The 12,974-nt window shown below is 62.4% G+C and carries 11 protein-coding genes and 1 pseudogene; 8 read left to right on the forward strand and 4 right to left on the reverse strand.

Going from position 1 to position 12,974, the window contains the following annotated elements; all coding sequences use genetic code 11:
* Positions 1-124: 124 nt before the first annotated feature.
* Positions 125-2,098 (forward strand): sigma-54-dependent Fis family transcriptional regulator, encoded by a 1,974-nt coding sequence (locus QU606_RS15690; protein WP_304998554.1) that lies wholly within the window; start codon positions 125-127, stop codon positions 2,096-2,098.
* 222 nt (positions 2,099-2,320) lie between these two features.
* On the opposite strand, the gene QU606_RS15695 is transcribed toward QU606_RS15690, so the two are convergent.
* Entirely contained in the window at positions 2,321-3,364 is a 1,044-nt protein-coding gene (locus QU606_RS15695; RefSeq protein WP_024074779.1) for a LacI family DNA-binding transcriptional regulator, read from the reverse strand.
* Between the two features lie 162 nt (positions 3,365-3,526).
* Here QU606_RS15695 and QU606_RS15700 point away from each other — a divergent pair, with 162 nt between their 5' ends.
* The 5 genes from QU606_RS15700 to QU606_RS15720 are packed head-to-tail and all read left to right on the forward strand — an operon-like array spanning position 3,527 to position 8,004.
* A complete protein-coding gene (locus QU606_RS15700) occupies positions 3,527-4,621 on the forward strand; it encodes a fatty acid desaturase family protein (RefSeq protein WP_102625597.1) in 1,095 nt (364 codons plus the stop codon).
* A gap of 27 nt (positions 4,622-4,648) precedes the next feature.
* Positions 4,649-4,969 (forward strand): MocE family 2Fe-2S type ferredoxin, encoded by a 321-nt coding sequence (locus tag QU606_RS15705; RefSeq protein WP_024074781.1) that lies wholly within the window; start codon positions 4,649-4,651, stop codon positions 4,967-4,969.
* A 2-nt stretch (positions 4,970-4,971) separates the two neighbouring features.
* Complete coding sequence (locus tag QU606_RS15710) at positions 4,972-6,171, forward strand: NAD(P)/FAD-dependent oxidoreductase (protein WP_304998555.1); 1,200 nt, start codon at positions 4,972-4,974, stop codon at positions 6,169-6,171.
* A gap of 1 nt (position 6,172) precedes the next feature.
* Positions 6,173-6,991 (forward strand): sugar phosphate isomerase/epimerase, encoded by an 819-nt coding sequence (locus tag QU606_RS15715; RefSeq protein WP_304998556.1) that lies wholly within the window; start codon positions 6,173-6,175, stop codon positions 6,989-6,991.
* 50 nt (positions 6,992-7,041) lie between these two features.
* A complete protein-coding gene (locus QU606_RS15720) occupies positions 7,042-8,004 on the forward strand; it encodes a Dyp-type peroxidase (protein ID WP_069075747.1) in 963 nt (320 codons plus the stop codon).
* On the opposite strand, the gene QU606_RS15725 is transcribed toward QU606_RS15720, so the two are convergent.
* Together QU606_RS15725 and QU606_RS15730 are read right to left on the reverse strand one after the other, a co-directional pair.
* Positions 7,999-9,981 (reverse strand): hypothetical protein, encoded by a 1,983-nt coding sequence (locus QU606_RS15725; RefSeq protein WP_024074785.1) that lies wholly within the window; start codon positions 9,979-9,981, stop codon positions 7,999-8,001. The two genes, QU606_RS15720 and QU606_RS15725, sit on opposite strands and share 6 nt — an antisense overlap.
* A 60-nt stretch (positions 9,982-10,041) precedes the next feature.
* Positions 10,042-10,914 (reverse strand): undecaprenyl-diphosphate phosphatase, encoded by an 873-nt coding sequence (locus QU606_RS15730; RefSeq protein ID WP_024074786.1) that lies wholly within the window; start codon positions 10,912-10,914, stop codon positions 10,042-10,044.
* A 140-nt stretch (positions 10,915-11,054) separates the two neighbouring features.
* On the opposite strand from QU606_RS15730, the pseudogene QU606_RS15735 reads away from it, so the two are divergent.
* A pseudogene (locus QU606_RS15735) lies at positions 11,055-11,599 on the forward strand (GNAT family N-acetyltransferase).
* An 80-nt stretch (positions 11,600-11,679) separates the two neighbouring features.
* On the forward strand, positions 11,680-11,946 hold the full coding sequence (locus QU606_RS15740) for a hypothetical protein (protein WP_150054790.1): 267 nt from the start codon (positions 11,680-11,682) through the stop codon (positions 11,944-11,946).
* Here QU606_RS15740 and QU606_RS15745 read toward each other — a convergent pair.
* Positions 11,943-12,884: a GlxA family transcriptional regulator gene (locus QU606_RS15745; RefSeq protein WP_024074788.1), complete on the reverse strand. Its 942-nt coding sequence runs from the start codon at positions 12,882-12,884 to the stop codon at positions 11,943-11,945. The genes QU606_RS15740 and QU606_RS15745 overlap by 4 nt on opposite strands.
* Positions 12,885-12,974 lie beyond the last annotated feature (90 nt).

The following is a 12,974-nucleotide window of genomic DNA, read 5'->3' on the forward strand; positions in this document are numbered from 1 at the left end:
AAGGTTATGCCAATTTATAAGTGACTGATAATTAACAATTTATAAAATACAATAAACAAAATGTGTTCATTCTGATGACATGCCTATACTGACATGTCAAAAACATGAACATGGGTACCTCACGATGAGCATGGCGTTCAGCATGCAAGACCTCGACTACCTGACGGCCCTGGGGCCGGCGGCGCTGAACGACGGCCCCATTGCCGCGCTGGAACACGCGTGGCGCGCGTGCCTGGCCGGGCAGGTGCAGCGCCCGGCCGAGGTGCGCCAGGTAATCTGGGACTCGTGGCGGCGCAGTGTCGATGCCGGTATCGACCCGCAGGACAGCCAATACCGCTTCGCCGCCGCCGACACGCTGGCGACCACCCTGGCCAGCCACCGCGTGCTGATCGCCGCCGCCGCGCAAGTCATGCACGGCTTGTTGGCCTACAACCCTCGCGGCCATATCAACCTCACCGACGCCGACGGCATCACCCTGTATTTCTGCGGGCTGGACATCACCCCCGTCGGCAGTCGCCTGCTCGAATCAGTCCAGGGCACCAATTGCACCGGCCTGGCCCTGGCCGAAGACCGCCTGGTGTACGTGCTGGCCGAGGAGAACTTCGGCAGTGGCCTGCGCCAGCGCCGCATGCACTGCGCCGCCGCGCCGATCAGGAATGCCCAGGGCCAGACCCTGGCGATGCTGACCCTCACTGCCGAGCCCGGCTGGTTTCACTTTCACACCCTCGGCACCGTGCAAGCCGCCGCCGAAGCGGTCTCTCGTCAGATGGCCCTGCAAGCGCTGTTGGAAGAGCAGCAAACCGTGCTCGAAGTCCTCAACGAGGGCCTGGTGGTGCTCGATGAGCGTGGCTGCATCAAGGCGCTCAACCGTTATGCCCGGCAACTGTTCGGAGTGGGGCTGGAACTGATCGGCAGCCCGTTCCAGCGCCTGGGCCGCAGTGAGTTGAGTGACGCCATTCTTCTACGCGGCGGTGAGTCGGTGCGTGACCTCGATTGCACCTTCCACCTGCGCGACCGCAGCCAGCTCGCCTGCCTGGTCTCGGTGTGCCCGCTGGAGCAGGGCGGGGTGATCGTGTCACTGCGCGAGAACCGCCGCATCCGCGAAATCACCCGGCGCATCATCAGCACCCAGGCCCGCTATACCTTCGACACCATCCAGGGCACGTCGCGGGCGATCCAGGACGCGCTGCATCTGGGGCGTATCGCCAGTCGCAGTGAATCTACCACCCTGATCCTCGGCGAAAGCGGCACCGGCAAGGAACTGTTCGCCCAGGCCATCCACAACGCCAGCGACCGCGCCAACGGCCCGTTCGTGGCGGTCAACTGCGGCGCGATCCCACGCGATCTGGTGCAAAGCGAGCTGTTCGGGCATGTCGAAGGCGCATTCACCGGCTCGGCCCGTGGCGGGTCGGCGGGCAAGTTTGAACTGGCGGATGGCGGTACGATCTTTCTGGATGAGATTGGCGATATGTCCTTCGACGCTCAGGTCAGCCTGCTGCGAGTGTTGCAGGAAGGCGAGATCACCCGCGTCGGCGCGAAAAACTCACGGCAGGTGGACGTGCGCATCATCGCCGCGACCCACCGCAACCTTAGCCAGGCGGTGGCCGAAGGCGCGTTCCGTGAAGACCTCTACTACCGCCTCAACGTACTGAACCTGACCGTACCGCCGTTGCGCATGCGCCGTGAAGACATCCCGTTGCTGGCGCGGCACTTCCTTACACGCTGTGCTCGTTCGCTGCGTAAAGCGGTGCAGGGCTTTGCCCCGGATGCGCTGGAATTGCTCTCGGCCTACGCCTGGCCGGGCAATGTGCGCGAGCTGGAAAACAGCATCGAGCGCGCCACCAACCTGGCGACAGGCGAGTTGATCCAGGCGGCCGATCTGCCTCAGGAAACCAGACCGCGCGCCACGCTGCGCCACCACGAACCTCAGCCCGCCCAGGACCTGAGCAGCCACGAAATGCACGCCATCGTCGCCGCGCTCAAAAGCACCGGCGGCAACATCCGCCTGGCCGCCCGGCAACTGAACGTATCGCGGGGTGGGTTGTACAACAAGATGAGTCGATTCGGCCTGAATGCCGGCGATTTTCGCGGCGCGTAAATTCAAAATGTGGGAGGGGCAAGCCCTAATGCCGTTCAGTTAAGGCTTTTTTGTAGGAGCGAGCTTGCTCGCGAAAAACGTCAACGATAACGCGTGTTTCCTGAATCAACGCGGCGCCTGTGAGTTTTTCGCGAGCAAGCTCGCTCCTACAGAAGGCGATGTACCCTTAACTGAACGGCATTAGGGCTTGCCCCTCCCACATTTGATCCCCCTGTCTCAGGCTCACATGTTCTCCGAGGTGACAATCTGCGGCGCGATATGCACCCGATGCCGCACCGGATCAAACCCCTCGGCACTCTGCAATTCCACCAGCAACTGCACCAGCGCGTTCGCCGTCTGCCTGGGCTGTGAATCCATTACCACATCGATCAACCCCTGGCTCAGTGCCTGGCGTGACAGCGCCGTGGACTCCTGCAAGATGCAGCACAACGCCGGGCGTTTGGGCAGCTGCGCCAGGGCGCTGATGATGCCGTCGCCGCCGCCGCCGACCACACACAGGCCGCGCAGGTCGCTGTGGCGGGTGAGCAGGTCGAGGGTGGCTTCTTCGGTGATGTCGCAGTTGTCCAGGTTGATCAGCGGCTCCAGCGGTTTGAGCCCAGGTGCGTGTTCGGCCAGGTAGCTGTGCAGGCCTTCGACCCGTGCCTGGTGACCGAGGAAGCGATGGCCGCCGAGCAGGATCCCCACGCTGCCTTTGCGTGCGCCACAGGTGCGGGCGAGCAGCCAGCCCATGGTGCGGCCGACCACGTGGTTGTCCTGGCCCACGTAGGGTTCAAGGGCTTGCTCGTGAATATCCGAGAGCAGGGCCACCACCGGCACGCCGGCCGCGCGGATCTGCGCCAGGCAGGCGTTGATCAGCGGGTGGGCGAAGCTGACCACGGCGAGGGCGTCGCACTGCACGGCCAGTTGTTCGATCTGCGCGACAATGGCGCTGGGTGTGCGGTCGTTGATGTAGTCGAACTGGCAGGTGAGGTTGGTGGTGGCGTGTTGTTGCGCCGCCTCGCTGATCGACTGCGCCAGGTGGGCATAGAACGCTTGGGCGGTGCCCAGCAGCAGAATGCCGAAGCGATAGGTCGGCCGGCGTTCGCGGATGCGTTGGCCGATCAGCCGCGCAGCAAAATAGCCCACGGCTTCGGCGGCCTGGAACACCTGCTCGGCCGTCTGCGGATTGACTGGCGCGCGCGCATTCAGCACGCGGTCGACAGTGGCCACACTCAGGCCCGCATGGGCGGCGACGGTGGCGATGGTTGGGCGCTTATTGTTGTTCATGACAGCCCTCTTGAGCGTCTTGATAGAAAACTATCAAGCCCCGCTGGGCCTGGATGATAGCTTGATAGGGAATGGATTCAAGGCCTTGAGGGTGATTTAGCCGCACTCTATCGTTGGTTTCGCAAAGCACCTGAAACCTCTCGCTTGCGGAGAACAATAACAATGCCTGAACACACCGCTCATCACGCTCGGCGCGACTACAGCCTCACCGGTCCCGAAGCCGCCCGCGCGGCGGAAAAAGGCCTGGTCTCGGCCAGTTGGTACCAATCGCCGATTTCCCGTAAACGCATGAAAGAACTGATGCAACGCCGCGACGCCCCGGCCTTGCTCGATACCGCTATTTGGGTGACCGCGCTGTTCGCCACCGGCTTCGGCGGCTACTGGTTCTGGGGCACGTGGGCCTGCGTGCCGTTCTTCCTCGCCTATGGCGTGCTGTACGGCACCGCGTCCAACCCGCGCTGGCACGAAACCGGCCACGGCACCGCATTCAAGACCCGCTGGATGAACGACGTGCTGTACCAGGTCGCGAGCTTCATGTGCATCTTCGAGCCCCACGTGTGGCGCTGGAGCCATGCCCGGCACCACACCGACACCATCGTCGTCGGCCGCGACCCGGAGATCGTCGAGCCACGCCCGCCGAGCCTGCCGATGATGGTGCTCAGCCTGTTCAACCTGCCCCTGGCCTGGAAGACCTTCAGCGGTGTGGCGCGCCATGCGATCGGCCAGATGAGTGCCCAGGAGCAGGACTTTATCCCGGAGTCCGAGTGGCCCAAGGTGTTCCGCGCCGCGCGTATCTGGGTCGGCATTTATGCGCTGGTCATCGGCACTGCGTTGTACCTGCACAGTTGGCTGCCGCTGATGCTGGTGGGCCTGCCGAGCCTCTACGGTGCCTGGCTCGGTTACGTGTTCGGCCTCAGCCAGCATGTGGGCCTGGCCGAAGACGTGCTCGACCACCGCAGCAACTGCCGCACGATCTACATGAACCGCGTGCTGCGTTTTATCTACATGAACATGAACTACCACCTTGAGCACCACATGTACCCAATGGTGCCGTACCACGCATTGGCGCAATTGCACGAAGAGATCCGCAACGACTGCCCGCCGCCGTACGCCAACCTGTTCGAGGCGTACAAGGAAATCATCCCGACGATCTGGAAGCAGCGCAGCGATTCGACTTACTTCGTCCAACGTCCCATCGGCCCCAGTGCTGAACCGGCCGCCAGGGCCCCGATGCATGCAGAAGCCACTGCCGGCTGACACCCTCCAATAACAAGAGAAAACGCCATGAACGATCAATGGATCGACGTCTGCGCCGTGGGCGAAATAGACGCAGAAGACGTGCTGCGCTTCGATCACGGGCCGCATACCTACGCGGTGTTCCGCTCGGCGGACAATGAGTTTTTCGCCACCGCCGGCCTGTGCACCCACGAGAAAATCCACCTCGCCGACGGCCTGGTGATGGACCATGTGGTCGAATGCCCCAAGCACAACGGGCGCTTCGATTACCGCTCCGGCAAGGCCTTGGGCGCGCCGGTGTGCGTCAACCTCAAGACCTACCCGGTGCGGGTCGAAGCGGGGCGGGTTTTGCTCGCCGTCACGGCCTGATGATGACCGCCGCCCTGATCATCGTCGGCGCCGGCCATGCCGGTGGCCGCGCGGCATTGACCCTGCGTGAAGAAGGCTACAGCGGGCGCCTGATCCTGATCGGCGACGAGCCGCACGTGCCCTACGAGCGGCCGCCCCTGTCCAAAGGGCTGTTGCAGGGCAGCGTGGACCTGGCCGGATGCAGCCTGTGCGACAGCGCGCGGCTGGCCGAGTTGGGCATCGAACATATCGCCGGTAACCCGGTCCGCCAATTGGACCCGCCGCAACACCGCCTGCAACTCGCCGACGGCCAGTGGCTGTCCTACGCCGGCCTGTTGCTGGCCACCGGGGGCAGGGCGCGGCGTTTGCCCCAGGAACAGGCCAACGTGCTGTACCTGCGCACCCACGATGAAGCGCTGGCGCTGAAATCCGCGTTGCGCCCCGGAGCGCGGCTGGTGATTGTCGGCGGCGGGTTTATCGGCCTGGAAGTGGCGGCGACGGCGCGCGGCCTGGGTTGCGAGGTGACGGTGCTCGAAGCCGGGCCACGCTTGGCGGGCAGGGTGCTGGCGCCGGTCATCTCCGAGGCACTGCTGAAGCTGCATCGCCAACACGGCGTCGACGTGCGCCTGAATGTGGCGCTGGAGTCGATCCATGCAGAGGCGGTGCAACTGGTGGATGGGCAGTGGCTGCCCTGTGACCTGGTGGTGGTCGGCATCGGCATGCAACCGAATATCGAGCTGGCCGTGGCGGCGGGGCTGGAGGTGGGGCAGGGCATTCGCGTTGACACGCACCTGCGCACCGGTGTGCCGGACATCTACGCGGCAGGGGACGTTTGCGAGTTTCGCCTCGGCGGCGAGTACCAACGCCAGGAAACCTGGCGCAACGCCGAGGCGCAAGGGCGGCATGCCGCACTCAACATGCTGGGGCGCGACGAGCCGTTCGAAGCGCTCCCCGGTTTCTGGTCCGACCAGTACGACTGGGGGTTGCAGACCGTGGGCGTGATCACGCCGCTGACCGTCAGCCGTGCATTGCCGGACGCGGGGCTGTTGCTGTTCTACCTCGACGCCGACCATCGCCTGCAAGGCGCCTGCGGCTGGGGCCCCGGCAATAGCGTGGCCAAGGACGTCAAGCTGTGCGAACGGCTGATCAGCGCGCGCATCGCCCTGAACCCTGCCAGCCTGGCCGACCCCCACGTGTCCCTCAAACACCTGCTGCGAGGCTGATATGCGCCAATTCCTGGTATTCCAATCCCTGTGGGCGATGCACACCGAGCCCGGCCCCCTTGAGGCCCAACTCGACCGTATCAAAGCCGCCGGTTTCGACGGCATTACCGATCACTATTGGCAAGCCGCCGATGTGGCGCGCCTACACGCCGCCGCCACGGCGCGGGGCCTGCAGATCGAAGGCCAGTTGTTCCCGCAAAGCGTCGACGACCTGGCGACCGCACTGGATGTGATCAGCCGCCACGGCTGCCACCACCTCACCCTGCAAGCCGATGTGCGCCCACGTACCCAAACCGAGGCCGCGCGTTTGATCGAAGGCTGGCAACGCCTGGCCGAGCAGGTGGACTTTCCGGTGCTGTTGGAAACCCACCGCTATCGCCTCACCAACGACCTGCTGTTCACCCTCGACCTGCTGGCGCAGATGCCCGACCTGAAACTGCTCGCTGACTTGTCCCACTACGTGGTCGGGCGCGAATTGCCCGAGCCCGGCGCCGTTGAAGACGATGAACAGATCCGCACGATCCTGCAGCACAGCTGGGGCTTTCATGGGCGTGTGGCCAGCAGTGAACAGGTGCAAGTCTCCCTGGCGTTTCCCCAGCACCAAGCCTGGGTGCAACGCTTTACCGAGTGGTGGCGCTACGGGATCGAAGACTGGCTGGCCCGCCCCGAAACCCCGCAAAGCCTTTCCTTCACCTGCGAACTGGGCCCGCCGCCCTATGCCATCACCGGCGCCGATGGGCATGAAATCAGTGATCGCTGGGCCGAGGCGTTGAAGCTCAAGGCATTGATTCGCGACGTGTGGCAGGAGTGTCGGAAATGATCTGCTAATCTGCGCGGGTTCACTCTCGCCCTTTAGCCTGGACTTCCACTATGTCGACTTCGTCTGTTCAGCCGCCTCTTGAGCCTCAGTCCGTCTGCCACCCCATCACCAGCAGCGCGATTTTCATGGTTGCCACCGTCGCGCCTGGCACTGAAGACAGCGTGCGCGCCTGGTGTGCGGACATCGCCGGGCTGGTGCGCTCGGTGGGTAAACGCGTGCCGGCGGGCAACCTCACGTGCGTCTGTGGCTTCGGCTCGCAGGCTTGGGACCGGCTGTTCGGCGCGCCACGCCCGGCCTCGCTGCATCCATTTCGCGAGTTCGGGGTGCCAGGGCGCATGGCAGTGTCGACGCCCGGCGACATCCTGCTGCACATCCGTGCCGAACAGATGGACCTGTGCTTTGAACTCGCCACCCAACTGATGACGGCCCTCGGTGACAGCGTCAAGGTCGTGGATGAAGTCCAGGGTTTCCGCTACTTCGACATGCGCAGCATCATCGGCTTTGTCGACGGCACCGAGAACCCGGTGGGGCGCAAGGCCGTGGGCTTCACCATCGTCGGCGACGAAGACCCCGAATTCGAAGGCGGCAGCTACGTGCTGGTGCAGAAATACCTGCACAACATGACCGCCTGGAACGGCCTGACCGTGGAAGCCCAGGAAAAGGTGATCGGGCGCACCAAGTTGTCGGATATCGAGTTGGACGATGCGGCCAAGCCGAGCAATTCCCACAGCGCGCTGACCGTCATCACCGACGAGAACGGCGAAGAAGTGAAAATCCTGCGCGACAACATGCCCTTCGGCCGTCCGGGCGCCGGGGAGTTCGGCACCTACTTCATCGGCTACGCACGCTCGCCGCAGCCACTGGAGCAGATGCTGGAAAACATGTTCGTCGGCCGCCCGGCGGGCAACTACGACCGCTTGCTCGACTTCAGCACGGCGGTCACCGGCGGCTTGTTTTTCGTGCCGTCGGCCGATCTGCTCGACGAACTGGCGGAGCGCAGCCCCGGCCTATAGGACCACCTCGAAATACCGATAGCTGATGGCCTCGAGCGGTTGGGCTATGTGTTGGCGGTTGGATTCCTGCACGGTGAGCCCGGCTTTTATGTAGGCCAGTTGCGGTGGGGCTGACAGGTAGTCGGCAAGGTTGGCTTCAGCGCCCGGGAGGTCCGTGTAGAGATGAATCTGCTCTTCGGCGATCACGCCCTCGACGGTTTCGGTGATGTTTTGCCGGATAACGCCGCTCAGGAAGGTCGACAGAATCAACGTGTCGACAATCGGTATGCCGTCATAGGGAATCCCACAGTGGGCCGGTCCGTTCAACAGCACCACGGGTTGGATCGAGAGCTTGTCAGGCAGCGGGAAATTGGCTTTCAGACACTGCTTTCTAAAGGACTTTTCATGTTGTCGGATACCCTCGATTTTGCGTGCCAGTTGCGCGCAAGCGTCGATGACCTTGTCTCGATGCTTGAAGGTGCTCAGCGTATCGGCGGGCTGCAGGAAGCATTTTACTTCGCCGACCACCAGCGTACTGCCGATCAGCATCAGCAGGTCGATGTCCTCATACGGGGGGGTAGCGGCCTTCGGTAAGTTGAATGTGAAGGCATGCGGCATGATTCGAATGTGTTTTTTCAGGCGCGAGTCCTGGGCATAGCGTTCCAGGACCTGACGCGCATGGGTTTCGAACGAGTTGCCGCGCGCCGCCAGGTCGGCGCCCATCTGTCGCAACCAGATATTCACGTTGCGTTGGGTGGTGCCCCACAGCAGCGGCGTGAATAACACCAGCAGTTTATCGTCGTTGTAGGGGATTAACGGTTGCGTCCACAACTCGTTCTTACCGGTATCCGATTTGTCGGTGTGATCGAAGGTCAGGAAATCAATCAGTGCCCGGCTACGTGCCAGGTCCACTCCCAGGGATTCGGATACCGCGTTGAGCAACGCGGTTCTATCGACCATCGGTGCAGCCACATGCACCAGCAACGAGTCGCCCAACGGTGTTTCAGGTGGCGCCTTGGGGGTATCCAGCAGGCATCTTGCCAGGCTGCACAGGACGGCCCAGCACCTGACCACGTCATGGAGGGTTGCCCCGTCCAATTTGGGCGCCTGGAAGGCGGAATATCCGTTGTAGTACGGTTCCAGGGCTTCATGGATGATCAGGTAGGTGGCCAGGGCTGAGCGCTGGACCTCTGCGTCATCGGCGAGGTGGTAGTGAGTGACGCCCTCACGGTGGGTGATCGCACAGACAGGTCGCACAATCCCCAGTTCGGTGTGGGAATTTTGCGTGTAGTGCCTGCTGAAGTGCATGATCCGCGCGGTTGTCTTCGAATGAACGAGAATATTGCGCCGAAATTGACTGATGACCTTCCAGGCGGCGAAGTGCTGATTGCCTGGCGTGAGCAAGATCCTGGCACCGTGCTCGAATCTGTAGTCGTTCCACAGGCAGTCCTCCCAGTGCTCTTCAAGCACACCGTAAAAGGCACCCAGTTGATAGTCGTGGGCGACACGCTTGAGGTCGAAATGCGTGGTGCTGATATCCGGTTCTGATGCATCGCCTTTTTCCGCCAGCACCATCTGGATGGGCATTTGCAGCCCGTCGATATCGGCCTGGGCAACCTCATCGATCGAGTGCTCTGTACCCTGGTTGTCGGAAAACTTGGGCACCAGTTGCTGGCGCGTGATCTCGGCCGGATCGAGGTCACCGATGTTTTCGCGAATCTCCTTCGCGGCCTGCTCATACATCATGGCGTTCAGGTTGGCATGGGTGATGAACGCCAACAGTTTGTTCTTCTTGGGGATCTGCCGGTCAGCGGCAAAACTCAGCTGTTTGCGCAATTCACCAAACGCGCGGTAAAACCACAGGCCGGCTTGATGCAGGCTCTTGTCCTGTGCGTCAGCGGCGTCGGGATCCAGCGCTGCGTTCCACCGGTCAGGGTTGAAGCTGTGTTGGTTGGGACGTGAAATTTTCTGGTGTTGTACGCGTTTCAAGAAAGACATGTTCAGCGACCACTCCGTTGCGATCACTGAACTCTACCAGACGAATAGCTGCGCCTCGGGTCAGCTCAGCAAGCCGGTACTGACCGCCACAATCAGGAACACCCCGAGCAGCGCGCGGTAGATCACAAAGGGCCAGGTGGAGAAGCGCTCCAGGAACTTCATCAGGCCCCAGATCGCAAAGAACGCCGACACGCTGGCCACCACCAGCCCAAACAGCAAATGCGGCCAGGCGTGGGCGGGCATGTCGGCGTGCAGCAGCACCCACAGCTCCTTCAGGCCGGCGAGGGCGATGGCCGGCAGGCCCAGCAGGAACGAAAAGCGCGCGGCTTCTTCGCGTTTGAAGTTGAGGAACAGGGCTGCGGTGAGGGTCGAGCCGGAACGCGATACGCCTGGAATCAACGCGCCGATCTGGGCGACACCGACGATCAACGCATCCCGCAGGCGCATCTGGCTGACGTCCCGTGTATGCCGGGCACGCAGCTCGGCCGCCGCCAGCAACACCGCCATCACCACGCAGGAAATGCCGATCACCATCAGCCCGCGCAACGGCGAGTTGCAGGCATTCAAGGTCGAGGACAGCGCCAGGCCGGCAATGCCGATGGGGATCGTCGCCAGCACAATCGCCACAGCCAGCTTGAACCAGCGGTCGTTGTAGTCACCCCGGCGTACCGCGCCGATGCTGCCGGTGGTCACTTGGTGCACATCGCGCCAGAAGTAACTGACCACCGCAGCCAGCGCCGCCAACTGCATCGCCGCCGAAAACGCCGAGCCCGGATCTTGCCAGCCGAGCAGGGCGGGTATCACGCGCATGTGGGCGGTGGACGACACCGGTAACAACTCGGTAATGCCCTGGATCACGCCCAGGATAAAGATTTGCAGGTAATCCAGAGAGGCGAAGCCCACATCCAGGCCGGCGGAACAGACGTTGGTCAAAATAGGTGTCCTTGAGAATAACGGGCGAGTCGGCGAAGTTTATTCCAAATGTTTCAAGAATTCGGCCAATGCAATCGCTATTTGCAATCGGTTCAGCAAGTAGAAAGGTGGAGACCGCTATTGGACTGGGGCGGGGTTTTGTGAACAATGGCGCCCTGTTTTTTTCACCGAGAGCCCCATGCCTGAAACCACCGTTGAATTGATCCAGACCGGCCCCGAAGCATCCGAGTTGATCCGCAATCTTTATCAGTACTACGCCTACGAGTCGTCGGACTGGGAGCAGGAAGATGTCGAGGCGGACGGTCGTTTCTACATCCATGACGAACACCTGAACCGCTATTGGCAAGACCCGCAATGGAGCGCCAACCTGTTGCTGGTCGACGGTTATATCGCCGGCTTCCTGCTGATCGAGGGCAGCGAAGTGCCGGGCATCCATGCCTTGGAACTGGCCGACCTGTTTATTCTCAAGCGCTATCGTCGCAAGGGCATCGGCAGCGCGATCGCCACCCAGGTGCTGTGCAGCGGCGAGGCCGATTGGCTGGTGCGTTTCTATGACCAGGATGAAGTGTCCCAGGCATTCTGGCGTACGGTGCTGGATAACCTGCCACGCCCGGTGCAGGCCATCGAGCTGGACGATGACCCGCAGTTGACCAGTTACCTGATTACCCGGGCGGCGTTGCATTGAACACAATGTTGAACTTAAACGCGGCGGCCTGTTCCTAATCTCGCTGGCCGTTCTGGCCCTTAATTTCACAAGGATGCGAAATGCACACAGTGTCTTTTTCCAAATACCTCGTTGGCGCTGCGCTGCTGCTGACTTTGGGCGGTTGCGTAACCATGTCGGGTGACTACGATGTCACGGCCGTCGACGCCTCGGGCGCTCCGATCAACATGGTGATGACCAGCCACGGCAGCGCTATCTATTCCTCGCGCAATATGTTCTGCCAGAACTTCCCGAAAGCCACGGTGACCATCCGTGACCTCAAAACCGGGGAAGAACTCAAGAGCGAAAGCCCTTACCACTGCCGCTAGGCACGCGTATTGAACAGCGCCTGTTGCATCGCCTGGGGCGGTTGCCCGAAAGCACGTAGAAACGCCTGGCGCATGCGTTCGCGATCACCGAAGCCGGTTTCGCGCGCCACCACTTCCACGGGGTGACGGCTGGTTTCCATCATCGCCCGCGCGGCTTCCACACGCAGGGCTTCGATGGCTTTGGCCGGCGTCTGCCCGGTTTCTTCGCGAAATACCCGGCTGAACTGGCGCGGGCTCAGACGGGCGACGTCGGCCAAGGCATCCACGGACAGATCGTGGGTGAGGTTCTCACGCGCGTAGGCCAGGGCCAGTTGCACGCGGTCGGACTTGGGGTCCAGTTCCAGCAAGGCGGACAACTGCGATTGTTCACTGCCGCGACGCTGGGCAATCACCAGCTTGCGCGCGATGCGCCGGGCGAGGTCGCTGCCCAGGTCGTTTTCCACCATCGCCAACGCCAGGTCGACCCCGGCGCTCATGCCGGCACCGGTCCAGATCTGGCCGTCGACGATGAACAGCTTGTCGTCTTCCAACTGGATAGCCGGGTAGCGCTTGCGAAAAGCCGGCGCATGAATCCAGTGCGTGGTGGCGCGCTTGCCTTCCAGCAACCCAGCCTCGGCCAGCACGAAAATGCCCGTGCACAGCGAGGCAATCCGCCGCGATTGCAGCGACGCAGCCTTGACCAGCGCCAGCAGGTTCGCTTCCGGCAGGCGAAATTCCAAGTAACCGCTGACGATCAGGGTGTCATAGCCTTCGGGCCGAATCGGCGTGGTATTGACCGAGAACCCCTGGGACGTCATCACCGCGCCGCCGCTTTCCGACACCAGGTGAAACTCATAGGCCGGCTCACCACGCAGCAGGTTCGCGCACTCGAACACCGAGCCCAGGCTGAGGCTCAAGGATTGGAAGTTCGGGTAAACCATCAGCGCAACGCTGTGCATCGCATGTCTCCTGGGGCGTGGGAGAAGGGATTGTCGGTGGCTGCCGGGAAAACGGCAACCGCCTTTGCAGCGTGTCCGGAATCCTTGCGG

The organism is Pseudomonas sp. OVF7 (genome assembly GCF_030644265.1).
Lineage (GTDB): Bacteria > Pseudomonadota > Gammaproteobacteria > Pseudomonadales > Pseudomonadaceae > Aquipseudomonas > Aquipseudomonas gorinensis.